The sequence below is a fragment of the Burkholderia sp. FW306-1C-G01B genome (genome assembly GCF_058781685.1).
The window spans coordinates 138,703-161,797 of record NZ_JBYSWZ010000017.1 but is presented as its reverse complement, the minus strand read 5'-3'; the positions used below and the strand labels follow the sequence as shown (position 1 = coordinate 161,797).

Below are 23,095 nucleotides of genomic sequence, written 5' to 3'. Positions count from 1 at the left end.
CGGCGCGGCCGTTCACGTTTTCCGGGAGAGCAGTCCATGCAATTCGACCTGACCGAGGACCAGCGCGCGATCGAAAGCGCGATCGAGAAAATCTGCGCGCGCTTCGGCGACGACTACTGGCTCGAACGCGACCGCGCGGGCGGGTTTCCGGCCGATTTCCACGCGGCGCTCGCCGAGGCCGGCTGGCTCGGCATCGCGATGGACCCGGCCCACGGCGGCGCCGGGCTCGGGATGACCGAGGCCGGGCTGATGATGCGCACGATCAGCGCATCGGGTGCCGGCCTGTCCGGCGCGTCGGCCGTCCACATGAATATCTTCGGGCTGAACCCGGTGCAGGTGTTCGGCAACGACGTGCAGAAGGCGCGCTTCCTGCCGCCGCTGATCGCCGGGCGCGACAAGGCGTGCTTCGCGGTGACGGAGCCCGACGCGGGCCTCGACACCACGCACCTGACCACGCAGGCGCGCCGCGACGGCGATCATTACGTGCTGAGCGGGCGCAAGATCTGGATCTCGACCGCACAGGTCGCGAACAAGATGCTGATCATCGCGCGTACGACGCCGCTCGACCAGGTCGCGAAGCCGACCGACGGGCTGAGCCTGTTCTATACCGACCTCGACCGTTCGCGCGTCGAGGTGCGCGAGATCGAGAAGATGGGCCGCAAGGCCGTCGATTCGAACATGCTGTTCATCGACAACCTGCGCGTGTCACGCGACGACCTGATCGGCAGCGAAGGCGACGGCTTCCGCTATCTGCTGCACGGGCTGAATCCCGAACGGATCCTGATCGCCGCGGAGGCGATAGGGCTCGGGCAGGCCGCGCTGCGCCGCGCGACGCAGTATGCATGCGAGCGCGTCGTATTCGGCCGGCCGATCGGGCAGAACCAGTCGATCCAGCATCCGCTCGCGCTGGCGTGGATGCAGCTCGAGGCCGCGTGGCTGATGGTGATGAAGGCCGCGACGCGCTACGACGCGGGGCAGTCGTGCGGCGCGGAGGCGAACGCGGCGAAATACCTCGGCGCGGAAGCCGCGTTCCACGCGTGCCAGACGGCGATCGCGACGCACGGCGGAATGGGCTACGCGAAGGAATACCATGTCGAGCGCTACCTGCGCGAGTGTATGATTCCGAGGCTCGCGCCCGTGAGTCCGCAACTGATCCTGTGCTATATCGCGGAGAAGGTGCTCGGGCTGCCGAAGTCGTACTGACGCGCGGCGGCCCGCCCGGCGCGCGGTTTCCCGTTCCGAATCAAGCGCTCGTCATGGACGTCAAACTCGTTGCCCGCACGCTCGACCTGTTCGAGCTGTTCGCCGCCGAACGGCGGCCGCTGCCGCTGACCGAACTCGCGCGCCTGCTCAACGTGCCGGCGTCGAGCTGCCTCGCGATGGCGCGCACGCTCGTGAGCCGCGGCTACCTGTACGAAGTGCGCAAGCGCGGCGGCTACTACCCGACGCGGCGCCTGCAGACGATCGCCGCCGCGATCGATGCGACCGATCCCGTCGTCGACATCGTGCATCCGCATCTCGTCGCGCTGCGCGACGCGAGCCGCGAGACAGCCGTGCTCGGCAAGATCCAGGGTTCGTCGGTCACGTACCTCGACGTCGTCGAATCGGAGCAGGCGATCCGCTATACGCGCCAGCCGGGCGAACTGCGCCCGCTGCACGCGAACTCGATCGGCAAGGCGATCTTCGCGGAACTCGCCGGCGATGCGCAGCAGGCGCTCGGCGCGCAGTTGCCGTTCGAGCGCTTCACCGACGCGACGGTCGCGGACCTGCCGGCGCTCGTCGCGCAAACCGCACGGTTTCGCGAACTCGGCTGGGCCGAGAACTTCGGCGAAAGCGCGCCCGAGCTGTCGGCGATCGCGGTCGCGCTGACGCTCGACGGCGACTGGTACGGGCTGTCGGTCGTCGGGCCGACCGAGCGGATTCGTCAGCATCGCGACGCGCATGCGGCGCTGCTCGTCGACGCGAAGGCGCGACTGCTGGCCGAAAACGCGCGCGGGTAGGGTAGCGGCACGCGAGGGCCAGTAGCGGGCCAGCGTCTGAACTGCACCGCAAAAGTCGGGCACCGATCCAAGCTTTGGGGTGCTTTTCATGGCGAAGCATGACGAGCCGTTCCGGCATTCGCTCCTGCCGCGCCGGAAACGGCTCGCCGCGCATCATGCGCCGGCGCGTTGCGCCATCACGACTTCACCCACACGCCGCCGGCACTCGGGTTGTCGCCCTGGGTCCACCATTTCGCGCAGTATTTCGCGCCCTGGTACATCACGCACGTGCCGCCCTGGTAGGCGGTCGTGGCCGACCATACGGGCGAGCCGCCGCCGACCGGCTTCCACACGGCCGCCTGGCCGGGCACGTCGCCCTGCGTCCACCATTGCGCCTGATAGGTCGTGCCCTGGTAGGTGACCGTCGCGCCGGCCGTATAGACCTGGCCGGCCGCCCAGGGCGCGCCCGGCTGCGGCGTGCCGCCGTCCGAGCCGCCGCCGTAGTTCGGGTCCTGCGTGACGCCCGCGCCCCACTTGCCGTCGAGCTTGCGGAAAATCGCCGCGAACGCATACGGCTGCTGCGCGACGCCCGAGCAGGTCGGCGACGCATACGCGCCGTTGTTCGGGCACGGCTGGTCGCTGCCGACCGACCAGTTGCCGAAGAACCCGTAGCCGTTATTGACCGCCGCGTTCAGCACGCTTTGCGCGTTCGCGAGCGTGAAGGTCTCGCCCTGCACGTCGTTCACGCCGATCATCGGCGTCACCCCCACCATCTGCCACAGTTGCGCGCCGGTCTTCGGCTGGCCGGCCGACTTGAACGCGGTGTCGAGCTGCGAATACAGCGCCTGCGCGGCGCCGATCGCGGCCGCGCCCATGTCGATGTTCGCGGGGCCGTAGTCCATCGTCATCAGGTTCACGGCATCGAACGTTGTCTTGTTCGCGATCGCCGCGTCGACGACGTTCACGCCGTCCTGCGTGAGCCCGGTCGGCATCGTCGGCAGCGTCAGCGTGACGTGCAGCGGCTTGCCCTTCGCCGCATAGTCGGACTGCAGTTGCGCGACGGCCTGGAAGTTGCGCGCGACCGCGGCGGTGTCCTGCTGCGACGCACCTTCGATGTCGAAGTCGATATGCGTGAGGCCGTATGTGTCGATCACCGTCTGGTAGGCGGTCTTCAGCGCGGGAACCGTCGAGCAGGCCTGCATCAGCGGCGTGCCGTTCGCACCGCCGAACGACACGGCGACTTCGCCGCCTTTCGCGCGGTAGCTCGCGATCGACGTCGACAGCGCGGTGAGCAGGCCGCCGCTCGCGCCGTTGCCGATCGGCTGCACGCCGCCCCACGACGGCGCGCAGCCGCTGCCCGCGACCACGAACGCGAGCGTGAACTGCTGGATGCCTTGCCGGACGCCGATCTGGTCGACGAGCGGCGTCGGATAGAGCGTCACGTCGACGAAAGGCGCATAGACGCCGGCGCCGTGGGACGCGCTCGCGGCGGCGAGCAGACAGCCCGCGGCAAGCGCGCGCGGGATGAAACGCTGCAACACGTTGTTGTTCATTCTGTTCTCCAAGTGGAAGAGGGATACGCTGGCCCGCGTATCGCCGCCGGGCGGACGACCGGACATGCCGGCCGGCGGCGTGCCCATCTTGGAGGATTCGTGCCGAATAGTGAATGGTCAGGAGTTCTTTTTGTTATTTGATTTCCGATACGTAACGATCTTGCCGATTCGACACCGTTCCGTAATGCATCGGCGGACGATTTTCCCGATCGATCGTGCTGATTGCACGAAGCCCGATGCGCGTCGCTAACGTCGCTAACGTTGCGTTAGCCGATACAGGCTGCACCAGCGAGCGGGCCAGCGCGACGAAGCGTTCGACGCACACCGACGCAAACGGCTCGCTCCACGACACGATCTGCTCGACCGAATGCGCACCGGCGATCGGTACATGGATGACGCCCGGGCATGCCGACGTGCGCTGCCCCGGTTCACGCGCCGACCGCGCTCAGCGATACCAGCGCGGCGTATAGACCCACTCGCGTCCGCCGTCGATCGCGAAACGCCGTGTGGTCGACGAGCCGACGATCACCATCGTGCGCATGTCGACCTGGTCGCTGCGCAGCGCGCCGAGCGTCGTCGTCGCGAGCGTCGCGCCCGGCCGGCCGATGTCGCGCCCGAGCACGACCACCGTATCGGCCGCACGATGCGCGCGCACGACATCGAGCGCGCGGTCGAGCTGCCACGGCCGCGCACGCGAAATCGGGTTGTAGAACGCCATCACGAGATCGGCTTGCGCCGCATGCCGCAGGCGCATCTCGATCACGTCCCACGGCTTCAGGTTGTCCGACAGCGAGATCGCGCAGAAGTCGTGGCCGAGCGGCGCGCCGGCCTGTGCGGCGGTCGCGAGCGACGCCGATACGCCGGGTTCCACGCGCAGGTCGACCGCGGCCCATTGCGGATCGCGAGATTCGTCGAGCGCTTCGAGCACGGCCGCGGCCATCGCGAACACGCCGGGGTCGCCCGACGACACGACCGCGACGCGCCGGCCTTCGGCCGCGAGCTCGAACGCATGGCGCGCGCGCTGCATCTCCTCGCGATTGTCGGTGCCGTGCACGCGCTGGTCCGCCCGGAACGGGCCGGCCATGTTCACGTAGGTCGTGTAGCCGAGGATGTCGGTCGCCTCCGCGAGCGCGGCGCGCGCGGCCGGCGTGAGCCACGCGGCGGCGCCCGGGCCGAGGCCGAGCACCGTCAGGCGGCCGCGTGCACGGCCCAGCGTGGCGGGATCGACCGGACGCGATGCGACCGCGCACGCGAGCCCGTTCGACGCTGCGTGCAGCGTGTGCGCGACGCGCAATGCGCGGCCGAGCAGCGTGGCCGCATCGGCTTGCGCGTCACCGTCGACATCGACGAAGCGCAGCGGCACGCCGAGCGTTTGCGCCGCTTCCTCCAGCATGGTTTCGCCGATTGCCGACGCCGGCGCGACGATGGCCGCGAGCGCCAGCCGCGCGAAGCCTTGTGCGTCGAGCGCGGCTTCGATGCGCGCGGCGAGCGCTTCGTCCGCGTGCACGGTTTGCGCATCGACGCCGACCACCACGCTGCGCGGATGGATCACGAGTTCGTCTTGCGTGCCGCGCCACGCTTCGGGCGTCACGCGGATCGCATGCGCGGCTGCGTCGTCGCGCGGCAGCGCGACGTCGTCGAGCCACGGCGCCGCGCCGTCGATGCGCGTCGACGCGCCCGCGAGCAGGTCGGACACGAAGCGCTTGCCCTGCGCGAGATCGGCGAGCGCATAGCCTTCGGGCGGATTGAGCACGCACGCGCCGAAGCGCAGTTCGCCGCTCGTCGTGATCGCCGGCGCGACGCCGAGCCAATCGGCGATTTCGCGCGCGATCGCGTTGACGCCCGTCAGCCCGCCGAGCAGCGGCACGACGGCCGAGCCGTCCTCCGCGACCGCGAGCACCGGCGGCTCGACGCCCTTGTCGGCCAGCGCGGGCGCGACGCAGCGAATCACGATGCCGGCGGCGCACAGCGCGACGATCGGCAAGCCTCGCGCATAGAGTTCGCGCAGGTGCGCGCCGAGTTCGTCGAACGGCTCGTCGGCATCGACGCGCGACGCGAGCCCGTGCACGCGGGCGCCCGGGTAGCGCGCCTGGATGCGCCGTGCGGTGTCGAGCGCACCCGCGCCGAGAATCACGATCGCGGGCGGAGTCGTCATCCTTGCCATTTTTCCCCCGGCACGACGAGCAGCGAGAAATACGGCGACGCCATCGGGTCGACTTCGTCGAGCGGCACGATGCGCTGGCTCGCCATCGTCGCGCGCTCGACATACAACGCGCGCTTCGCGAGCCCGAGTTCGTCGAGCACGCGCCGCACCTTGTCGAAATTGCGGCCGAGCTTCATCACGACGGCCGCGTCGGCCTGCGCGAGCCGCGCGCGCAGCTCGTGCTCGGGCAGCACGCCCGACAGCACCGACAGGCTCTGGTTGCGATAGACGAGCGGCTGGCCGAGCACGGCCGTGCCGCCGAGCATGGCGCACACGCCCGGGATGACCTCGGTGTCGTAGCGCGGTGCGAGGCGGTCGTGCAGGTACATGTACGAGCCGTAGAAGAACGGGTCGCCTTCGCAGATCACCGCGACGTCGCGGCCCGCGTCGAGGTGCGCCGCGACGATTTCCGCGGCCGTATCGTAGAAGTCGGCGATCACCGTCTCGTAGCAGAGCGGCGGCGGCAAGGCCTCGGTCGTCACCGGATAGACGAGCGGCAGCTGCGTCTGCGTGTCGAGCAGGTGCGCTTCGACGATGCCGTAAGCATTGCCTTTCTTGCCCTTCGCGACGAAATACGCGACCACGGGCGCGGCCTGCAGCACGCGCAGCGCCTTGATCGTCATCAGTTCGGGGTCGCCGGGGCCGACGCCGACCCCGAACAGGCGTCCGCGCGCGGTCGTCATTCGACCTCCGTCGCGAGCGCGTTGACCGCGGCGGCGGCCATCGCGCTGCCGCCGCGCCGGCCGAGCAGCGCGACGTACGGCACGCCGCGGCTGTCGGCGTCGAGCATCGCCTTCGATTCGGCCGCGCCGATGAAGCCGACCGGGAATCCGAGGATCAGCGCGGGGCGCGGCGCGCCGGCGTCGATCATGTCGAGCAGGTGGAACAGCGCGGTCGGCGCGTTACCGATCACGACGACGCTGCCGGCGAGATGCGGGCGCCACAGTTCGAGCGCGGCGGCCGAGCGCGTGTTGCCGAGATGGCGCGCGAGGTCGGGCACCTCCGGCTCGCCGAGCGTGCAGATCACGGGATTGCCGGCCGGCAGCCGCGCGCGCGTGATGCCTTCGGCAACCATCTTCGCATCGCACAGGATCGGCGCGCCGGCCGCGAGCGCCGTACGGCCCGCGGTGCCGGCGCCGGCCGAGAAGCGCAGGTCGTAGACGACGTCGACCATCCCGCACGCGTGAATCACGCGCACCGCGAGTTTCTCGAGATCGGGCGGAACCTGCGACAGGTCGGCCTCGGCGCGGATCGTCGCGAACGACTGGCGGTAGATTTCCTGTCCGTCGCGAATGTAGTCAAGCATCGGTGGTGGTGTCCTGGCTATGCCGTGCGCCCGTCAGTCGGGCCGCGGCCTGGTCAATCGTCAGATGGCGCGCGAGCGGGGCGCCGAGGCCCGCGGCGGCGTCGCGCCGGTAAAGGTCGTAGTGCGCGGGCGCCACCGCGACCAGCGTGTGCGCAGCGGGATGCGGCAGCGCGCAGTGGCGCTCGCAGCCGGTCAGGTGCACGTCGACCGGATGGCCGATGCGTGCGGCGAGCGCGAGCGCGTCGCGTTTCGTGTCGGCGTGCGCTTTCGCGCAGCCCGCGCTGCCGGTGCACGCGACGAGCGTCGCAAGCGGGTCGGACGATGCGCAGACGAGGCCGAGCGCCGCGAGCGCATCGAGCGTGGCCGGTGCGCGTGCGTGCGACACGCCGTGGATGAACACGCCTTGCCACGGCGTCATCGACAGCGTGCCGTCGCCGTCGGCTTCGGCCAGTGCGGCGAGCCGTTCCAGCTGCGTCGCATCAAGCCGCCCGAGCACGAATTGCGCGCCGACGCTGCAGCGCGCCGCGTCGAGCGACAAGCGCGCGCCGAAACGCAGTGCGGCGTCGGAACGCGTGCGTCGCCAGCCGGCGAGCGCGGGATCGGCCGCGAGCGGGAAGGGCAGGTAGTGCTGCGCGCGTTCGAGCAACGCCCGTTCGCCGCACGTCGCGAGCAGCGCACGCATCCGCGTGACGTCGGCCGGCGCGAGATCGAGGAACGCGAGCAGCAGCGCGCGGACGAGCGCGACGCTCTGGTCGGGCGACACATCGACCGAAGCAGGCGTGTCATCGAATGCGACCGGCGGGCAGCCGGCCAGCCCGGCCGCGATGCGCACCACGCCGTCGTCGCGGCGCCATGCGGCGAGCCAGATGTCGTGCGGATGATCGAGCGCCGCGACCGATTCGCCGCCGTCGAGCTGGATCGCGAATTTCGGCGACAGCTCGCCGCGGCGCGGCTCGCTGGCCAGCATGTCGAGCAGCGGAACGGCGAGCGCGCGGCTGTCGACGAGCGCGGCGGGGTCGTGTCCGGCGAGCGGGCTGAGCATGACATTGCGGACGTCGTCGCTCGCGGCGAGTGCGGCCGCATCGGCGATTGCGTCCGCGGTCGATTTTGCGGTGACATCGGCGCGCGGGCCGAGCCCCGCGTCGAGCAACGCGCGCGTCAGCGCGTCGGCCGCGCCGTCGCGAATGCCGCGTAGCTGGAGATTCGCACGATTGGTCGCGTCGATCGCGCCGGAGCCGTATGCGCGCGCGGCGGCGGCGATCGCACGCGCCTGGCGCGCGTCGAGCCGGCCGCCCGGCAGCTTGATCCGGCACAGCCCGCCATCGGCGGCCGCGACGACGCGCACGAGCCCCGGGCAGGCCGACGGGCGCACGACGGGCGACGCAGGAATCGAATCGGGGGCGGAACTCAACGGGGTATCGGGACAGTGTCGCGCCGCGGGCCAACGCATCGGTACACCCCGCCCGACGCCGACTGGCACGCACGCACTTTCTGGCCGGCAGGTCTCCTGGCTGACAGGTCGGCGCCGGCTCCCGGCCTTCCCGGTCGAACCAGTGGCGTGAGGGGGGAGATCGGCTCGCTGTCTACAGTTGCGGGGGCAGCCACAGCGGCGCGCGGCGCGCCCTGTGTTCCCTCTTCGGCCCCGAAGGGCACCGGCGAACGAACGGCCGTAGGATACCCGATTTCGACCGCAATTCGCGACCGGAAAGCCGTTCTCGGCGGACGAAGCGGGGGTTGGCCCGGCGCCGGCGGGCCGGCAGGTGAAACGCGGGATGGAACACGGTACCATGCCGTCTTTCGCAATGCGGACGGCTGCGCCGGCCCTTTTTCGGCCGCGCGGCGACACGATGGAATCGAACGATGGGGAAGGGTGCATGACGGCGTGGCTGACGGTAGTGGGCATCGGCGACGACGGTTACGCGGGGCTCGGACGCAGCGCGCGGCGCGCGCTGCTCGACGCGACGCTCGTCGTCGGCGCGCAGCGGCATCTCGACATGCTGCCCGCACGGCTGCCGGCCGCGCGCGAAACGTGGCCGTCGCCGTTCGACGTCGCGGGCGTGCTGGCGCGTCGCCCGTCGCCCGTCTGCGTGCTCGCGAGCGGCGACCCGATGCTGTTCGGCGTCGGCGCCACGCTCGCGCGCGAGCTTTCCCCCGACGAATGGCGCGTGCTGCCCGCGCCGTCGTCGCTGTCGCTCGCGGCCGCGCGCCTCGGCTGGGCGCTGCAGGATATCGGCGCGGTATCGCTCGTCGGGCGTCCGCTCGCGACGCTCGCGCGCCACCTGCTGCCGGGCCGGCGCCTGTTCGTGCTGAGCGCCGACGGCCGCACGCCGGCCGCCGTCGCGGCCGAACTCGCCGCACGCGGCTTCGGGCCGACGCGCATCAGCGTGTTCGAACATCTGGGCGGCCCGCTCGAGCGGCGTGTCGACGGCCTCGCGCAGGACTGGAACGTCGACGAAACGGCCGCGCTCAATCTCGTCGCGCTCGACTGCCAGGCCGGCCCCGACGCGCCGCGCCGCGCGCTCACGCCCGGCCTGCCCGACGATGCGTACCGCCACGACGGCCAGCTCACCAAGCGCGACCTGCGCGCGGTGACGCTCGGGCGCCTCGCGCCCGCGCCCGGCGAGCTGCTGTGGGACGTCGGCGCCGGCAGCGGCTCGATCGGCATCGAATGGATGCGTGCGCATCCGTCATGCCAGGCGATTGCGATCGAAGCGCATGCGGAGCGGCAGCGCTACATCGAGCACAACCGCGACGCGCTCGGCGTGCCGGGCCTGCAACTCATCGCGGGGCGCGCACCCGACGCGCTCGCCGGGCTCGCCGCGCCGGATGCGATCTTCATCGGCGGCGGTGCGACGGCGCCCGGCGTGCTCGACGCGTGCTGGTCGTCGCTGAAACCCGGCGGCCGGCTGGTCGCGAACGCGGTCACGCTGCAGGGCGAGATGGCGCTCGCCGCATGGCGCGATGTGCACGGCGGCACGCTCACGCGGGTGTCGCTCGCGCATGCGGAGCCGCTCGGCCGCTTCGATACCTGGCGGCAGCCGTTGCCGGTCACGCTGTACGACGTGCGCAAGCCCGACGCGGCCGGACCGTCGAACCCGATGGACGCGTGATGCGCGACGAAACCCCCGAACAGCACGCACCGCTGCGCTTCGGCTACACGACCGGCAGCTGCGCGACCGCGACGTCGCTCGCGGCCGCGCGCCTGCTGCTCGCGGGCCACGCGGACGATGCGGTCGAGATCGTGCTGCCGAAGGGGCAGCGCGTGATGATGCGGCTCGAGTTCTGCCGGATCACGGCCGACGGCGCCGAAGCCGGCACGATCAAGGATGCCGGCGACGATCCCGACGTCACGCACGGCGCGCTGATCTTCGCGCGCGTCGCGCTCGCGGCGGCGCCCGGCGTGCGTTTTCACGCGGGGCCGGGCGTCGGCACGGTCACGCGTGCGGGGCTGACGCTGCCGGTCGGCGAACCGGCGATCAACCCGGTGCCGCGCCAGATGATGACGACGCACCTCGACGCGCTGGCGGCCGAGCACGGCTACACGGGCGGCTTCGACGTGACGATCGGCGTCGAAGGCGGCGAAGCGCTCGCGCTGAAGACGATGAACCCGCGCCTCGGCATCGTCGGCGGGCTGTCGATCCTCGGCACGACCGGCATCGTGCGGCCGTTCTCGTGCTCGGCCTATATCGCGTCGATCCACCAGGGCATCGACGTCGCGCGCGCGAACGGCATCCAGCATATCGCCGCGTGCACGGGCAACACGAGCGAAGACGCGATGCGCGCGCACTACCACCTGCCCGACATGGCGCTGGTCGAGATGGGCGATTTCGCGGGCGCGGTGCTCAAGCATCTGCGGCGCGCGCCGGTCGCGCGGCTGTCGATGTGCGGCGGCTTCGGCAAGCTCAGCAAGCTCGCGGCCGGCCACCTCGACCTGCACAGCCGCCATTCGAGCATCGACCTGCCGCTGCTCGCGCAGTGGGCGGCCGAGGCCGGTGCGAGCGATGCGCTGCAGGCCGCGATGCGCGCCGCGAACACGAGCCAGGAGGCGCTGAAGCTGGCGCTGGCCGCGGGCGTGCCGCTCGGCGATCTCGTCTGCGCGCAGGCGCTGCGCGTCGCGCGCGATATCGTGCCGCCTTCGGTCGCCGTCGAGATGTTCGCGATCGACCGGCAGGGCCGCTTCGTCGGGCAGGCGCGATGAGCGCGCGCATCCTGCTGCTCGGCGGCACCGGCGATGCGCTGAAAATCGCGCGCGCGCTCGGCCCGCATCACGTGTATAGCCTGGCCGGCCTCGGCAAGGTGCCCGACGACCTGCGCTGCGACGTGCGCGTCGGCGGTTTCGGCGGCGCCGCCGGATTGGCCGCGTATCTGCGCAGCGCCGGCATCGGCCTCGTGATCGACGCGACACATCCGTATGCCGCGCAAATCAGCGCGAATGCCGCTGCCGCGACGCGCGACGCGGGCGTGCCGCTGTGGGCGCTGCGCCGCGCGCCATGGGTGCCGCAACCCGGCGACGACTGGCGGATGGTCGACGACTGGGCCGGCATCGAGGCCGCGCTCGCGCCGTTCAAGCGGCCGCTGTTCACGCTCGGCCGCGAGCCGCTCGCGCATCTCGATGCGATTCCGCCGCACCAGTTCTGGCTCGTGCGCTGCCTCGACGCGCATCCCGGCAACGCGCACGCGCAGATCGTTGCCGCGCGCGGGCCGTTCACGCTCGACGGCGAGCGCGCGCTGTTCGCGCTGATGGGGATCGACGTCGTCGTCAGCAAGAACAGCGGCGGTGCGGCCACCGAGGCCAAGCTCGACGTCGCGCGCGAACGCAGGCTGCCGGTCGTGATGCTGCGGCGGCCGCCGTTGCCCGACGCCGACCGCACGTTCGACTCGGCCGCCGCGCTGGTCGACGCACTCGATCCGGCCGCGCGCGCGTGACGCCGCGCGGCCGATCGTCCAACGAATTGACGGAGATTTTTCGATGACGGTGTATTTCATCGGCGCGGGCCCCGGCGACCCGGAGCTGATCACGGTGAAGGGCCAACGCCTCGTGCGCACCTGCCCGGTGATCCTGTATGCGGGCTCGCTGGTGCCGGCGGCCGTGCTCGACGGCCATCGCGCGGAGCAGGTCGTCAATACGGCCGAACTCGACCTCGACGCGATCGTCGCGCTGCTCGCCGCCGCGCATGCGAAAGGGCAGGACGTCGCGCGCGTGCATTCGGGCGATCCGTCGCTGTACGGTGCGATCGGCGAGCAGATCCGCCGGCTGAAGGCGCTCGGGATTCCGTACGAAATCGTGCCGGGCGTGACGGCCACGGCCGCGTGCGCGGCGACGCTCGGCGTCGAGCTGACGCTGCCCGGCGTTGCGCAGACGGTGATCCTCACGCGCTTCGCGGGCAAGACGACGATGCCGGAAGGCGAAGCGCTCGGCTCGCTCGCCGCGCACCGCGCGACGCTCGCGATCCATCTCGGCGTGCGCCATCTCGCGCGCATCGTCGACGAAGTGCTGCCGCATTACGGCGCCGATTGCCCGGTCGCGGTGATCTATCGCGCGAGCTGGCCCGACGAGGAACGCGTGACCGGCACGCTCGCCGACATCGTCGGCAAGGTGCAGGGCACGCAGATCGAGCGCACCGCGCTGATCCTGATCGGGCGCGTGCTCGACGCCGAAGGGTTCGCGGATTCGACGTTGTACGCGAGCGCGGGCTGATCACGCTGCGCCGGCCGGAGTGCGGCGCGACGTTCGCGCAGGTGCGCGTCGCACGCGGATCGGCGATCGCGGACATCACGCGCACGATGACGGTCGAACCGCGTTCGCAACCCATGCCTCATGCCGATCTGCGAACAACTGATCGGCGCACTGGCCGACGACGTGCAGCCCGCGATCCGGGGGTGCCGGCCGTGCGACGAAGACGCGTGCGAGTTGCGGCGATGCGTGCCTATCGACGGTTGCCATCGGAGCGGGAAACGAGCGGCTGACGTGCGGCCGACCGCCTAAGCACTCGCAACACGCCGCGCGAGCCGCGGCGCAAAACCCGCCGCCAGCGCGAACAGCACGACGCACAGGCACGCCATCGCCACCCACGCGGGCGTCAGGTCCGCGAGATGCTGGCGCACGACGCCGGCCGCGAACGGGAACAACCCGGCGATCAGGTAGCCGACACCCTGCACGAACCCCGTCAGCGCTGCGGCGTCGGCCGGCGTCGCCACATGGTCGACCGTGACGATCAGCGACAGCGGAAACAGCGCACCGATTCCCGCGCCGAGCAGCAGCGCGGCCGGCAAGGCGAGCGCTTCGGGCGCGGCCAGCATCGCCAGCAACCCGACGAACAGCGACGCGATCGCCGCATGCAGCGCGGGCCGGCGATCGGGCAGGCGGTCGATCGTCGCCGAGATCGTCAGCCCCGCGACGACTTCCGCGAGCGTCACGCCGCCGAGCAGGCTGCCGGCCGCCGTCGGCGACCAGCCGAGCCGCATGTAGTACGGCGGCAGCCACGCGAGCACCAGCGTGTACGCGCCCGTCGCGATCCCGAAGAACAGCGCGAGCCGCCATGCGCGCGGCGAACGCGACGGCTGCGCAGTCGATGCCGAAGCCGGCCCGGCGGCGAGCGCATCGCCGCCGCGGCTGGCCAGCGGCCATGCTAGCGCGGCCACCGCGGCCGGCAGCGCCCAGCCCGCGAGCGCGGCGAGCCAGCCCCAGCGCGCCGCGGCGAACGGCGCGACGACGCTCGCGAGCACCGCGCCGCCCATGATCGACGTCGAATAGACGCCCATCGCGCCGCCGACGCGTGTCGCGAAATGCGCCTTTACGAAACCGGGCAGCAGCGCCTGCACCATCGCGATCCCGACGCCCGCGCAGCAGGCGCTCGCGAGCAGCAGCCACGCGTGCTGCGCGCCGATGCGCGATACGCAGGCCAGCCCGATCAGCGCGACGCCGAGCCCTACGCCGCCCGCGATGCCCGTCACGCGCTGCAGGCGCCGCGCACTCAGCGCACCGAGCCCCATCAGCAGGATCGGGATCGTCGTCAGCAGGCTGGCCGCGCCGTCGCCGATGCCGGTCGCGCGCTGGATCATGTCGAGCAGCGGGCCGACGGCGGCGAGCGCCGGCCGCAGGTTCAGCCCGACGAGCACGATGGCGGCGAGCCGCCATCCGGGGGAAGTGAAACGATTCATCGACAGGCCCTCTGTATCGGTGCACGGCGTCCGTCCGGGCGCCGTGCGTTTTCATGTAAAGTATCTCGGCATCAAGATAAATGCCGATTTATCTCGACGTCAAGATAACTGGTGAGCCGAGGAGGGTTAATGGATCGAGCCGCGCATGCGCTCGCGCAATGGCGCGCCGAGCGTCCGGATCTCGACGCGTCGTCGATGGTCGTGATGGGGCGGCTGCAGGAAGTCGCGCTGGTGATCGCGCGCGACCGTCTCAATCCGCTGTTTGCGCGCTACGGGATGCAGCCGGGTGAATTCGACGTGCTCGCGACGCTGCGGCGCAGCGGTGCGCCGTTCGCGCTGACGCCGACCGCGCTGTACGACGCGCTGATGATGTCGTCGGGCGGGATGACCGCGCGCATCGACCGGCTGCAGAAGGCCGGCTGGGTCGAGCGCCGGCCGAACCCGGCCGACGGGCGCGGCACGCTCGTCGCGCTGACGGAAACCGGCCGCGCGCTGATCGACGAAGCAGTTGTCGCGCATATCGACAACCAGCGCGCGCTGCTGGCCGCGCTGTCGGACGCGGAACAGGCGCAGTTGTCGCAATTGCTCGGAAAGTTGCTGGCGGGGCTGGCCGACGGAGCGCCGGAACGACCGGAAGGGTCGGAAGGGTCGGGACGAAAGTAACGTCGGCGAACGGCGGGCGCGAACGCGCCGAACGGAAAGAAGCGACACCCGCCGCGCAATGCGGCGGGCTGCGCGGATTATCGCGGGCCGCACACGGCGCGCCCGCGTCGCCGGTCAGCTGCGTGCCGGGATATTGAGCCCGCGCGCGACGGCCGGACGCGCGACGAACGCGTCGAGCGCCCGCGCGACGTGCCGGAATTCGCCGAAGCCGACCAGATCGCCCGCTTCGTAGAAGCCGACGAGGTTGCGCACCCACGGGAAGATCGCGATGTCGGCGATCGTGTACGTGTCGCCCATCATCCACTTGCGGTTCGCGAGATGCGCGTCGAGCACGCCGAGCAGACGCTTCGACTCGTCGACGTAGCGGTCGCGCGGACGCTTGTCCTCGTAGTCGCGGCCGGCGAACTTGTGAAAGAAGCCGACCTGGCCGAACATCGGGCCGATGCCGCCCATCTGGAACATCACCCACTGGATCGTCTCGTAGCGGCCGGCGAGATCCTTCGGGATCAGCTGGCCGGTCTTGTCCGCGAGATAGATCAGGATCGCGCCCGATTCGAACAGCGGCAGCGGCTTGCCGTCGGGGCCGTTCGGATCGATGATCGCCGGGATCTTGTTGTTCGGGTTCAGCGACAGGAACGCGGGCGACAACTGGTCGTTCGTGTCGAAGCGCACGAGATGCGGCTCGTACGGCAGGCCGGTTTCCTCGAGCATGATCGACACCTTGACGCCGTTCGGCGTCGGCAGCGAGTACAGCTGGAGACGGTCGGGATGCTGGGCCGGCCACTTTTGCGTGATCGGGAAGGCGGACAGGTCGGGCATGGAGGTTCGCTCGTCGAAGTGGATGATCCGCGTCCGCCGTATCGCTGCGTGTCGCGCCTGGGGCTCGACACGGCGGGCGGCGGGCCGCGCCGAAAAACGCCCACTGTAGCCGATCCCCGGAATCGATGCAGGCGGCGGCCGGGGTTCGTACCCGGGTGCCGCGTCGCCCGTTCCGCGTCAGGTCATCGCATCGTCAGAAGCTGTGCCGCAGCCCGACCATCGCGGCCGTCGTGCCGACACCCGGCGCGACCGGCTGCCCGTATACGAGCATCTGGCCCATCGTGCCGCGGTTGTTCACGCGGCCGACCTGCGCATAGACCATCGACCGCTTCGACAGGCTGTAGTCGGCCGCGAGCACGACCGCCGTCGACCGGTTCTCGGAACGGTTGCGGTCCTTCAGGTAGTACACGGCGGAGGTGACCTGCAGCGCGGGCGTGAAGCGGTAGCCGACGCCTGCCGACAGCATGTCGAGGTTCATCCGGTCCGCGTGCGCAGGATTCCTGCCGTTGCCGTACGACGCCGACACCGAGAAATCGCGGATCGTGTATTTCGCGCCGACGTAGATGAAGCGGTTGTTGTCGACGCCGGTCGGCGCGACGCCCGGTGCCGGATTCGTGTCGTGGCCGTTGTAGTAGACGGCCGACGCATTCAGCCCGTAGTTCGCATACCTGAGCACGACGGATTCGCGCGTGCCGCCCTGGAACTGCCCGGCGACGCCGCCCGGCGCATATTCGAGCGCGATCGACGCGCCCGCGAACGTGGGCGACTGGTAGACGAGCGCATTGCTGTCGTACAGCGCGCCGATCGCGCCGTTGGTGCTGGTCCCCGGCCAGCCGGCCGCGGTGTTCAGGCCGAGCCACGCGGTCAGCACGCTGCCGAAGAACTGCGCGTTGCGCACGTCGGTGTCGGCCATCGCGTAGATCATCGGCACGATCTGGCGGCCGGCCGTGAACGTGCCGAACGGGCCCGACACGCCGAGCGACGCGACCTGGTTGAAGATCGCGACGGCACCCGGCGTGTCGCTCAGTTGCAGCTTGCCGGTGCCGCTGTCGAACGAACCCTGAAGCTTGAAGTTGATCTTGTAGCCGCCGCCGATGTCCTCGCTGCCCTTGATGCCCCAGAAGCTCGAATAGATGCCGCCGTCCTTCATGCGAAACACCTTGCCGGTATTCGGCGCGGTCGGGCTGAACGACGCGGCCGACGTGCTCTGGTACAGCAGGCCCGTGTCGACCACGCCGTAGAGCGTGACGGAGGATTGCGCGTGCGCGAGCGCCGAACAGCCGGCAAGCGCCGCGAGCGCGGCCAGTTTCGTCTTCATGAAGTCTCCAGGGTCGTATTGGACCGGCCGGGATCGAGCCCGGCCGGGCGAAGCGGGGAAGCATCGGGGCAGGCGGGAAGGCGCGGGATGCGACGCCGGCGCGAGCCGTGCGGAAAGACTACGCAACGGCGGGCGGCCGCTCCCCCCCATGCGCGGGGGGCAGGGTTGCGGAGAATCGAAAGGGTTAGGGTCTGCTCATGCCAATAACGGGCTTGCGAACGTGCGTTTCAGCCCGTCCCCCAAGGGGACTTCCTGTGGGCGCGTGCAAGGAGAGGGGAGGCGCGATAGCCGCAGCTATTGCAACGACGAACGACGCCGCAATGCGGGTGGAACAGGCCGTTTCAGGCCAGCGTCAAGGTGCGCTTTCAAGCAGCCCGAGCACCAGTGCGCGGCGCACCGCATGCTTGCGCGAGCTGGCGTCGAGCTTGCCGAACAGGTTCTTCAGGTGCCACTTCACGGTTTCCTCGCCGACGGCGAGCGCTACCGCGATCTCCTTGTTCGACAGATTGCGCGCGAGCAATTCGAGAATCGCGCGCTCCTTCGGCGTCAGCACGACGCTCGGCACTGCGCGCGGGCTGGCGGCGCCGCGCGGCGCGGGCGGCACGATGCGCGGCTGCGGCAGCGCGTGCCGCGCGGGGCCGTCGCCGGCGGCCGCCTCGTCTCCGACGCGGCGGGCCCAGTCGGCAACGGCCGGATGCGCGTCGGCAAGCGTACGTGTGAGCCCGAACATGTCCGCGAGGTTCATCGCCTCGTCGAGCAGTGCGCGGCCGCTGCCGCCCGACTGTTCGAGCGCGAACGCGCCGAGTGCCATGATCTCGATGCGCTCGCGCCCCATGCTCATTTCGCGGGCCAGCACGGCCGCTTCGTCGAGCGCGGCGCTTGCGTCGTCCCAGCGGCGCGCGGCGAGCGCCGCGCCGGCATGCGCGGTCGCCTGCAGCAGCACGACGGGGCGCCGCCACAGCGGCCCGTGCGACGGAAACTCGGCCGCGGCGATCGCGTCGATGCGCTCGACCAGCGCATGGCAGGTCGCCTCGCGATAGCGGGCCGCGTGAATGCGCACCTGCTCGGCGAGACTCGCGACCGACAGGCGCGGCAGCCGGCGCGCGACGCCCATCGCGTCGAGCGCCTCGAGCAGGTCGATCGCGCGGTGCTCGACGCCGCGCAGCAGCGCGATGCGCGCGGCGGTGCGATAGCCGAGCAGCACGGTGTCGGGCGTGCCCGCGTGTTCGAGCACGTCGAGCCGGTTCGCGAGCAGCGCGGCGGCCTGGTCGACGCGGTCGGCCTCGTACGCGATCGCCGCGCACATCGCCGCGAGCATGCAGGTCAGCGGATGGCGGCGGCCGAGATCGGCTTCCGCGCGCGCCAGCGCCGGCGACAGCGCGTCGTCCGCGAGCCGGATCTGGCCTTCGCGCAGGTAGCTCAGGCCGGTGATCAGCTCGCCCCAGCGCGCGACGTAGCCGAACCCGGCCGCCGTCTCGCCGCGCGGCGCGGCCTGCTGGAAGCGGCGCGCCTGCGCCGGTTCGCCGACGATGATCGCGCGCGCCGACAGCCGGTTCGCGTGCATCTGCGCGAGCCACGTCGCCGCCGGCGGCGTGAAGTCGGCCCACGGTTCGAACAGTTCGACGAAACGGTCGATTTCATCGGCGTAATACGCGGCCGCGCTGAGGATCAGCGCGCATTCGTAGCGCATCGCGGCCGGCGTGCCGGAGTCGGCCAGGATGCCCGCGATCTGGCGCTGCGCCTCGACATGGCGCTCACCGAGCGCCAGCGCCCATGCGACCGCGATCCGCAGCGTCGGGCGCTTGTCGAGCTCCGCGTCGGGCAGCAGCGCGAGCCAGTCGAGCACGTCGTTGATGCGGCCCTGCTTGATCGCATCCTCGAGGCAGCGCTGCGCGAGCGCATACGCGGTCTCGACCTGGCCGGCCGCATACGCGTGGCGCGCCGCTTCCTCGGTCATCCCGTGCGTGTCGAGCCACGCGGCCGCGCGCGCATGCAGCACGCTGCGCTCCGCGTCCGGGCCCGCGGCCAGGCGGTCGCGCAGCGTGTCGCGCACGAGCGGATGCAGCCGGCACCAGTCCGAATCGTCCGATGCAATGAACAGCGGCGTGTCGCGCGCGAGCCGCGCGAGACGATCGGGCGCGCCAGCGTCGTCGAGCAGCGCGGCGCACAGCGACGGATGCAGCCGATCGGCGACGCTCGTGCGTGTCAGGAACGCGGTGTCGTCGGCCGACAGGTTCGCGAGCAGCAGCTCGACGAGCCGGTCGCGCGTGTCGTCCATACGTGCGGCGAGCGCGTCGACCGCCTGGCGCGGATCGGCCGAGCGCGCCATCGCGGCCATCGCGAGCTGCAGCCCGAGCGGCCAGCCGTCGACGCGTTCGAACAGCCGCGCGCACGCATCGGCGTCGACGCGCTGCGCGAAGCGCGCGCCGACCAGCGCGATCGTCTCGTCGAGCGTGAAGCGCAGCCAGTCGGGGCCCGCGAGCGTGCATTGCCCGCCGGCGAGCAGGTCGCCGGCCGCGTGATCGAGCCCGCGCCGCGCCGCGACGACCACATGCAGGTTTTGCGGCGCGTTGTGCAGCACGTAGGTCAGCGCGTCGAGGCCGGCGGCCGGCAGGCGCTCCGCGTCGTCGACGATCAGCAGCGCGTCGATCGACAGTTGCGCGACCTCGGCCAGCCACGCGGTCAGGCCGTCCAGCGCGCGCGCCGCGCCGCCCGGGATCAGGCGTCCGAAGCCGGGCCGCGCGCAGCCGGTGCGCACCGCCTGCACGAGCCCCTGCAGCAGCCGCGGCGCGTCGTCGCGCTCGTCGGCCGACAGCCACACGACCGCGCGGCCGAGCGCGAGGTATTCGCGGCGCCATTGCGCAAGCAGCGACGTCTTGCCGTAGCCGGCCGGCGCCTGCACGAGCGTGACCGGACGGCCGTCGAACGCCGGTGCGGCGAGGCTCAGCCGCGCACGGGCGAGCAACTGCGCCGGCACGCGCGGCGCGGTCGTTTTCAGGACCAGTTCGGTGGGGGGCGCGTCGGCGCGATCGGGTGGGTGGGCCATCGGGGCAGCAGTCGGAATCCGGCGGTGCCGTGCGGGCCAGCGTCCGGGGTGGGCGTGGGGGCAAGGATCGGTCGAACCGCGTTCGCGCGTCAATCCCCCCCGCGACGAGTGGGGCCGCGCCGGCGCCGCGCCGATAGCATGGGTTCCGATGCATGACGAATGACGAACACCACAAGGAGGGCACCCATGAAGATCGTATCGACCGGCGCGCTGTGCGGCGCGCCGACCGCCGGATAAGCGGAGCGGCGCGATGTACCGCCATCTGCTCGTGACGGTCGACGGCGCGCCCGGCGGCATCGACGCGATCGGCCATGCGCTCGAACTGGCCCGTGCGGTCGGCGCGCGGGTCACGTTCGTGCTGCCCGGCGCCGCGCCGGACTCGCGTTTATCCGGAGCGCGGCTGCCGGAACACGGTGCGAAAGTGGAAGCCGCTGCCCGGGCGCAGGGCTTGTCCCATGCGATCGCGGGGGCCGGCCACCCGGCGGCCGGCGACGCATCGCCCGGCACGCTCGCCGGCGAACTCGGTTGCGACCTGATCGGCGTCGCGGCGCTGCCGCACGACGCCGATGCGGCAACCTGCGCGCAGCGGCGGCGCCTGCTGGCGACGAGCGGCGTGCCGGTGCTCGTATGCACGTCGCAGCGTTCGTCGGCCGAGGCGCGCGTGATGGCGCGCTGTCTCGATGCACATCGCGCGGTCGGCGTGCTGCTGCAAGCGCTGATGGGGTGCGGCGATGCCGCGAACGGACCGCGGCGGCAAGCAGTCGACGCGCAGGGTGTGCTGGCGTCGCTCGCCGCGCTGCAGCACGCGCGGTTCGGCACGGCTGCCGAAGCGCGGCTGTTCGCGGCATTGCGCGCCCGTGCGGAGTGCGTCGCGGCCGAGCTGGACGAACTCGACCGCCAGCGGCAGCGCGACGCGCAAGCGCTCGACGCACTGGCGCGAATCGCCGTGGACGGGCTGCCGTCGGCCGCGTTCGACACGGCGCTCGCGCGCTATGCACACGGCGCGTTCGAGCAGATGGGGCGGATGGAAGGCGTGATTTTCCCGGCCGCGCGGCGCTACCTGGCCGACGCCGACTGGGCCGAACTGGACGAGCCGCAGGTGGCTGGCGCAGCCGCGACGCCGCCGGGCGCGAACGAACCCGACGATGCGCGACGCGCATCCGACTGACACCATACGGAGAACAAGATGGCACATGCAGTGCGATTCCACGAAACCGGCGGCCCCGACGTGCTGCGCTGGGAAGAAGTCGCCGTCGGCGACCCGGGACCCGGCCAGGTGCGCCTGCGGCACGAGGCGGTCGGCCTGAACTTCGCCGATACCTATTTCCGCAGCGGCCTGTATCCGGTTCCGCTGCCGTCCGGCATCGGCGTCGAGGCGGCCGGCGTGGTCGAAGCCGTCGGCCCCGGCGTGACGAACGTCGCAGCCGGCGATCGCGTGACTTACACGGGCTTCATCAACACGCTCGGTGCGTACAGCACCGAACGGCTGATCCCGGCCGCGCCGCTGATCCGGCTGCCGGCCGGCATCGCGTGCGACACCGCCGCGGCGATGACGATGCGCGGCCTGACGTCGGCCTACCTGCTGCGCCGCATCCACGCGTTCGCGCCGGGGGACACGCTGCTGCTGCACGCGGCCGCCGGCGGCGTCGGGCTGATCGTGTCGCAATGGGCGAAGCTGCTCGGGCTCACGGTGATCGGCACCGTGTCCAGCGAACGCAAGGCCGACATCGCCCGCGCGCACGGCTGCGACCATACGATCGACTACAGCCGCGAGGATGTCGCGAAGCGCGTGCGCGAACTGACGGACGGCGCGGGCGTCGACGTCGTGTTCGACAGCGTCGGCAAGGACACCTTCGAAGGCTCGCTCGATTCGCTGAAGCGGCGCGGGCTGATGGTGTGCGTCGGCACCGCGTCGGGCCCGATCCCGCCGTTCGATCCGCAACGCCTCGCGATGAAGGGCTCGTTGTACCTGACGCGCCCGGCGCTGGCCGACTACATCGCCGATCCTGCCGAGAAGAACGACCTGGCCGGTGAGCTGTTCGCGCATGTCGCGGCCGGCCGCATCCGGATCGAGATCAACCAGCGTTATGCGCTGCAGGACGCCGCGCAGGCGCACCGCGATCTCGAATCGCGCAGGACGACCGGTTCGTCGGTGTTCATCGTCTGAGGAGGCGCGCATGCGAGTCGAACCCCTGACCTGCGCGATCGGCGCGGAACTGCTGGACGTGAGCCTCGCCGATGCCGTGCACGACGACGGCCTGTTCGCCGAGATCCGCGCGCAGCTGCTCCGGCATCGCGTGCTGTTCCTGCGCGACCAGGACATCACGCGCGCCGAGCACGTCGCGTTCGCGCGGCGCTTCGGCGAGCTCGAGGATCATCCGGTCGCCGGCAGCGATCCCGAGCACCCGGGGCTCGTGCGGATCTACAAGTCGCCCGACCAGCCGAACGACCGCTACGAGAATGCGTGGCACAGCGACGCGAGCTGGCGCGTGGCGCCGCCGTTCGGCTGCGTGCTGCGCTGCATCGAAGGTCCGCCGGTTGGCGGCGACACGATGTGGGCGAACATGGTGCTCGCGTACGAGCGCCTGCCGGAACACGTGAAGCCGCAGATCGACGGGCTGCGCGCGCGGCACAGCATCGAGGCGAGCTTCGGCGCGGCGATGCCGATCGACAAGCGCCTCGCGCTGAAGGCGCAGTATCCGGACGCCGAGCATCCGGTCGTGCGCACGCATCCCGAAACCGGCGAGAAGGTGCTGTACGTGAATGCGTTCGCGACGCACTTCACGAATTTCCATACGCCGGAGCGCGTGCGTTTCGGGCAGGACGCGAACCCCGGCGCCGGCCAGTTGCTGCAATACCTGATCAGCCAGGCCACTATCCCCGAATACCAGGTGCGCTGGCGCTGGAAGAAAAACAGCGTCGCGATCTGGGACAACCGCAGCACCCAGCATTACGCGGTGATGGACTACCCGCCGTGCGTCCGCAGGATGGAGCGCGCGGGCATCGTCGGCGACGTGCCGTTCTGAGCGCGCCCGCACCGTAACCGA

At 71.2% G+C, this 23,095-nt stretch carries 20 protein-coding genes and 1 riboswitch; of the genes, 10 read left to right on the top strand and 10 right to left on the bottom strand.

The annotated features are described in order from the left end of the window. The first annotated feature begins 36 nt into the window (after window positions 1-36). Together AC3WLY_RS29210 and AC3WLY_RS29205 are read left to right on the top strand one after the other, a co-directional pair. Window positions 37-1,203 carry an acyl-CoA dehydrogenase family protein gene (locus tag AC3WLY_RS29210; RefSeq protein WP_492309047.1) on the top strand — a complete coding sequence of 389 codons (1,167 nt, stop codon included), beginning with the start codon at window positions 37-39 and terminating at the stop codon, window positions 1,201-1,203. Between the two features lie 53 nt (window positions 1,204-1,256). Beyond that, window positions 1,257-2,000 (top strand): IclR family transcriptional regulator, encoded by a 744-nt coding sequence (locus tag AC3WLY_RS29205; RefSeq protein ID WP_310142552.1) that lies wholly within the window; start codon window positions 1,257-1,259, stop codon window positions 1,998-2,000. Window positions 2,001-2,176: 176 nt separating this feature from the next. Here AC3WLY_RS29205 and AC3WLY_RS29200 read toward each other — a convergent pair whose 3' ends face one another. From AC3WLY_RS29200 to cobG, 6 genes are all read right to left on the bottom strand, one after another. Next, the gene (locus AC3WLY_RS29200) at window positions 2,177-3,532 is read right to left on the bottom strand and encodes a chitinase (protein WP_492309046.1); all 1,356 of its coding nucleotides are present in this window, start codon (window positions 3,530-3,532) and stop codon (window positions 2,177-2,179) included. A gap of 133 nt (window positions 3,533-3,665) precedes the next feature. After that, on the bottom strand, window positions 3,666-3,884 hold the full coding sequence (locus tag AC3WLY_RS29195) for a hypothetical protein (protein WP_425133218.1): 219 nt from the start codon (window positions 3,882-3,884) through the stop codon (window positions 3,666-3,668). Window positions 3,885-3,977: 93 nt separating this feature from the next. Beyond that, window positions 3,978-5,687 (bottom strand): precorrin-3B C(17)-methyltransferase, encoded by a 1,710-nt coding sequence (cobJ, locus tag AC3WLY_RS29190; protein ID WP_310142548.1) that lies wholly within the window; start codon window positions 5,685-5,687, stop codon window positions 3,978-3,980. Further along, a complete protein-coding gene (locus AC3WLY_RS29185; RefSeq protein WP_034184173.1) occupies window positions 5,684-6,418 on the bottom strand; it encodes a precorrin-2 C(20)-methyltransferase in 735 nt (244 codons plus the stop codon). The genes cobJ and AC3WLY_RS29185 overlap by 4 nt, the downstream gene beginning before the upstream one ends. Further along, entirely contained in the window at window positions 6,415-7,041 is a 627-nt protein-coding gene (locus AC3WLY_RS29180) for a precorrin-8X methylmutase (RefSeq protein WP_096470918.1), read from the bottom strand. Before AC3WLY_RS29180 ends, AC3WLY_RS29185 begins: the two co-directional genes overlap by 4 nt. Further along, on the bottom strand, window positions 7,034-8,413 hold the full coding sequence (cobG, locus tag AC3WLY_RS29175) for a precorrin-3B synthase (protein WP_492309094.1): 1,380 nt from the start codon (window positions 8,411-8,413) through the stop codon (window positions 7,034-7,036). The genes AC3WLY_RS29180 and cobG overlap by 8 nt, the downstream gene beginning before the upstream one ends. Before the next feature lie 108 nt (window positions 8,414-8,521). Next, window positions 8,522-8,713: riboswitch (cobalamin riboswitch) on the bottom strand. A 202-nt stretch (window positions 8,714-8,915) separates the two neighbouring features. Between cobG and cbiE the strand changes: the two genes are divergently transcribed. From cbiE to cobM, 4 genes are read left to right on the top strand one after another with little or no spacing between them, the layout of a single operon-like run. Then, window positions 8,916-10,151 (top strand): precorrin-6y C5,15-methyltransferase (decarboxylating) subunit CbiE, encoded by a 1,236-nt coding sequence (gene cbiE, locus AC3WLY_RS29170; RefSeq protein ID WP_492309093.1) that lies wholly within the window; start codon window positions 8,916-8,918, stop codon window positions 10,149-10,151. Beyond that, complete coding sequence (locus tag AC3WLY_RS29165) at window positions 10,151-11,239, top strand: cobalt-precorrin-5B (C(1))-methyltransferase (RefSeq protein ID WP_175961429.1); 1,089 nt, start codon at window positions 10,151-10,153, stop codon at window positions 11,237-11,239. Before cbiE ends, AC3WLY_RS29165 begins: the two co-directional genes overlap by 1 nt. Continuing rightward, window positions 11,236-11,967: a cobalt-precorrin-6A reductase gene (locus tag AC3WLY_RS29160; RefSeq protein ID WP_175961428.1), complete on the top strand. Its 732-nt coding sequence runs from the start codon at window positions 11,236-11,238 to the stop codon at window positions 11,965-11,967. The genes AC3WLY_RS29165 and AC3WLY_RS29160 overlap by 4 nt, the downstream gene beginning before the upstream one ends. Window positions 11,968-12,010: 43 nt before the next feature. Beyond that, the gene (cobM, locus tag AC3WLY_RS29155) at window positions 12,011-12,739 is read left to right on the top strand and encodes a precorrin-4 C(11)-methyltransferase (RefSeq protein ID WP_059789909.1); all 729 of its coding nucleotides are present in this window, start codon (window positions 12,011-12,013) and stop codon (window positions 12,737-12,739) included. Window positions 12,740-13,023: 284 nt separating this feature from the next. On the opposite strand, the gene AC3WLY_RS29150 is transcribed toward cobM, so the two are convergent. Continuing rightward, the gene (locus AC3WLY_RS29150; RefSeq protein ID WP_492309045.1) at window positions 13,024-14,202 is read right to left on the bottom strand and encodes an MFS transporter; all 1,179 of its coding nucleotides are present in this window, start codon (window positions 14,200-14,202) and stop codon (window positions 13,024-13,026) included. Window positions 14,203-14,331: 129 nt separating this feature from the next. On the opposite strand from AC3WLY_RS29150, the gene AC3WLY_RS29145 reads away from it, so the two are divergent. Beyond that, complete coding sequence (locus tag AC3WLY_RS29145) at window positions 14,332-14,865, top strand: MarR family winged helix-turn-helix transcriptional regulator (RefSeq protein WP_492309044.1); 534 nt, start codon at window positions 14,332-14,334, stop codon at window positions 14,863-14,865. Window positions 14,866-14,979: 114 nt separating this feature from the next. On the opposite strand, the gene AC3WLY_RS29140 is transcribed toward AC3WLY_RS29145, so the two are convergent. The 3 genes from AC3WLY_RS29140 to AC3WLY_RS29130 form a co-directional block, all read right to left on the bottom strand. Next, window positions 14,980-15,684, bottom strand: a complete 705-nt coding sequence (locus AC3WLY_RS29140; RefSeq protein ID WP_310142534.1) for a glutathione S-transferase N-terminal domain-containing protein — start codon at window positions 15,682-15,684, stop codon at window positions 14,980-14,982. 193 nt (window positions 15,685-15,877) lie between these two features. Further along, window positions 15,878-17,002, bottom strand: coding sequence for a porin (locus tag AC3WLY_RS29135; protein ID WP_310142532.1), 1,125 nt, complete (start codon window positions 17,000-17,002; stop codon window positions 15,878-15,880). A gap of 352 nt (window positions 17,003-17,354) precedes the next feature. Next, window positions 17,355-20,048, bottom strand: coding sequence for a winged helix-turn-helix domain-containing protein (locus tag AC3WLY_RS29130; protein ID WP_492332737.1), 2,694 nt, complete (start codon window positions 20,046-20,048; stop codon window positions 17,355-17,357). A gap of 250 nt (window positions 20,049-20,298) precedes the next feature. On the opposite strand from AC3WLY_RS29130, the gene AC3WLY_RS29125 reads away from it, so the two are divergent. From AC3WLY_RS29125 to AC3WLY_RS29115, 3 genes are read left to right on the top strand one after another with little or no spacing between them, the layout of a single operon-like run. After that, window positions 20,299-21,216 carry a universal stress protein gene (locus AC3WLY_RS29125; RefSeq protein WP_175961422.1) on the top strand — a complete coding sequence of 306 codons (918 nt, stop codon included), beginning with the start codon at window positions 20,299-20,301 and terminating at the stop codon, window positions 21,214-21,216. An 18-nt stretch (window positions 21,217-21,234) separates the two neighbouring features. Then, a complete protein-coding gene (locus AC3WLY_RS29120) occupies window positions 21,235-22,215 on the top strand; it encodes a quinone oxidoreductase family protein (protein ID WP_175961421.1) in 981 nt (326 codons plus the stop codon). A gap of 10 nt (window positions 22,216-22,225) precedes the next feature. Then, the gene (locus tag AC3WLY_RS29115) at window positions 22,226-23,074 is read left to right on the top strand and encodes a TauD/TfdA dioxygenase family protein (RefSeq protein WP_492308845.1); all 849 of its coding nucleotides are present in this window, start codon (window positions 22,226-22,228) and stop codon (window positions 23,072-23,074) included. Window positions 23,075-23,095: the final 21 nt, after the last annotated feature.

Excerpts from the sequence above, each read along its gene's own strand:
- AC3WLY_RS29210 (WP_492309047.1), top strand. The coding sequence starts at position 37 with ATGCAATTCGACCTGACCGAGGACCAGCGCGCGATCGAAAGCGCGATC.
- AC3WLY_RS29205 (WP_310142552.1), top strand. The coding sequence starts at position 1,257 with ATGGACGTCAAACTCGTTGCCCGCACGCTCGACCTGTTCGAGCTGTTC.
- AC3WLY_RS29200 (WP_492309046.1), bottom strand. The coding sequence starts at position 3,532 with ATGAACAACAACGTGTTGCAGCGTTTCATCCCGCGCGCGCTTGCCGCG.
- cobJ (WP_310142548.1), bottom strand. The coding sequence starts at position 5,687 with ATGACGACTCCGCCCGCGATCGTGATTCTCGGCGCGGGTGCGCTCGAC.
- AC3WLY_RS29185 (WP_034184173.1), bottom strand. The coding sequence starts at position 6,418 with ATGACGACCGCGCGCGGACGCCTGTTCGGGGTCGGCGTCGGCCCCGGC.
- AC3WLY_RS29180 (WP_096470918.1), bottom strand. The coding sequence starts at position 7,041 with ATGCTTGACTACATTCGCGACGGACAGGAAATCTACCGCCAGTCGTTC.
- cbiE (WP_492309093.1), top strand. The coding sequence starts at position 8,916 with ATGACGGCGTGGCTGACGGTAGTGGGCATCGGCGACGACGGTTACGCG.
- AC3WLY_RS29165 (WP_175961429.1), top strand. The coding sequence starts at position 10,151 with ATGCGCGACGAAACCCCCGAACAGCACGCACCGCTGCGCTTCGGCTAC.
- AC3WLY_RS29160 (WP_175961428.1), top strand. The coding sequence starts at position 11,236 with ATGAGCGCGCGCATCCTGCTGCTCGGCGGCACCGGCGATGCGCTGAAA.
- cobM (WP_059789909.1), top strand. The coding sequence starts at position 12,011 with ATGACGGTGTATTTCATCGGCGCGGGCCCCGGCGACCCGGAGCTGATC.
- AC3WLY_RS29150 (WP_492309045.1), bottom strand. The coding sequence starts at position 14,202 with ATGAATCGTTTCACTTCCCCCGGATGGCGGCTCGCCGCCATCGTGCTC.
- AC3WLY_RS29145 (WP_492309044.1), top strand. The coding sequence starts at position 14,332 with ATGGATCGAGCCGCGCATGCGCTCGCGCAATGGCGCGCCGAGCGTCCG.
- AC3WLY_RS29140 (WP_310142534.1), bottom strand. The coding sequence starts at position 15,684 with ATGCCCGACCTGTCCGCCTTCCCGATCACGCAAAAGTGGCCGGCCCAG.
- AC3WLY_RS29135 (WP_310142532.1), bottom strand. The coding sequence starts at position 17,002 with ATGAAGACGAAACTGGCCGCGCTCGCGGCGCTTGCCGGCTGTTCGGCG.
- AC3WLY_RS29130 (WP_492332737.1), bottom strand. The coding sequence starts at position 20,048 with ATGGCCCACCCACCCGATCGCGCCGACGCGCCCCCCACCGAACTGGTC.
- AC3WLY_RS29125 (WP_175961422.1), top strand. The coding sequence starts at position 20,299 with ATGTACCGCCATCTGCTCGTGACGGTCGACGGCGCGCCCGGCGGCATC.
- AC3WLY_RS29120 (WP_175961421.1), top strand. The coding sequence starts at position 21,235 with ATGGCACATGCAGTGCGATTCCACGAAACCGGCGGCCCCGACGTGCTG.
- AC3WLY_RS29115 (WP_492308845.1), top strand. The coding sequence starts at position 22,226 with ATGCGAGTCGAACCCCTGACCTGCGCGATCGGCGCGGAACTGCTGGAC.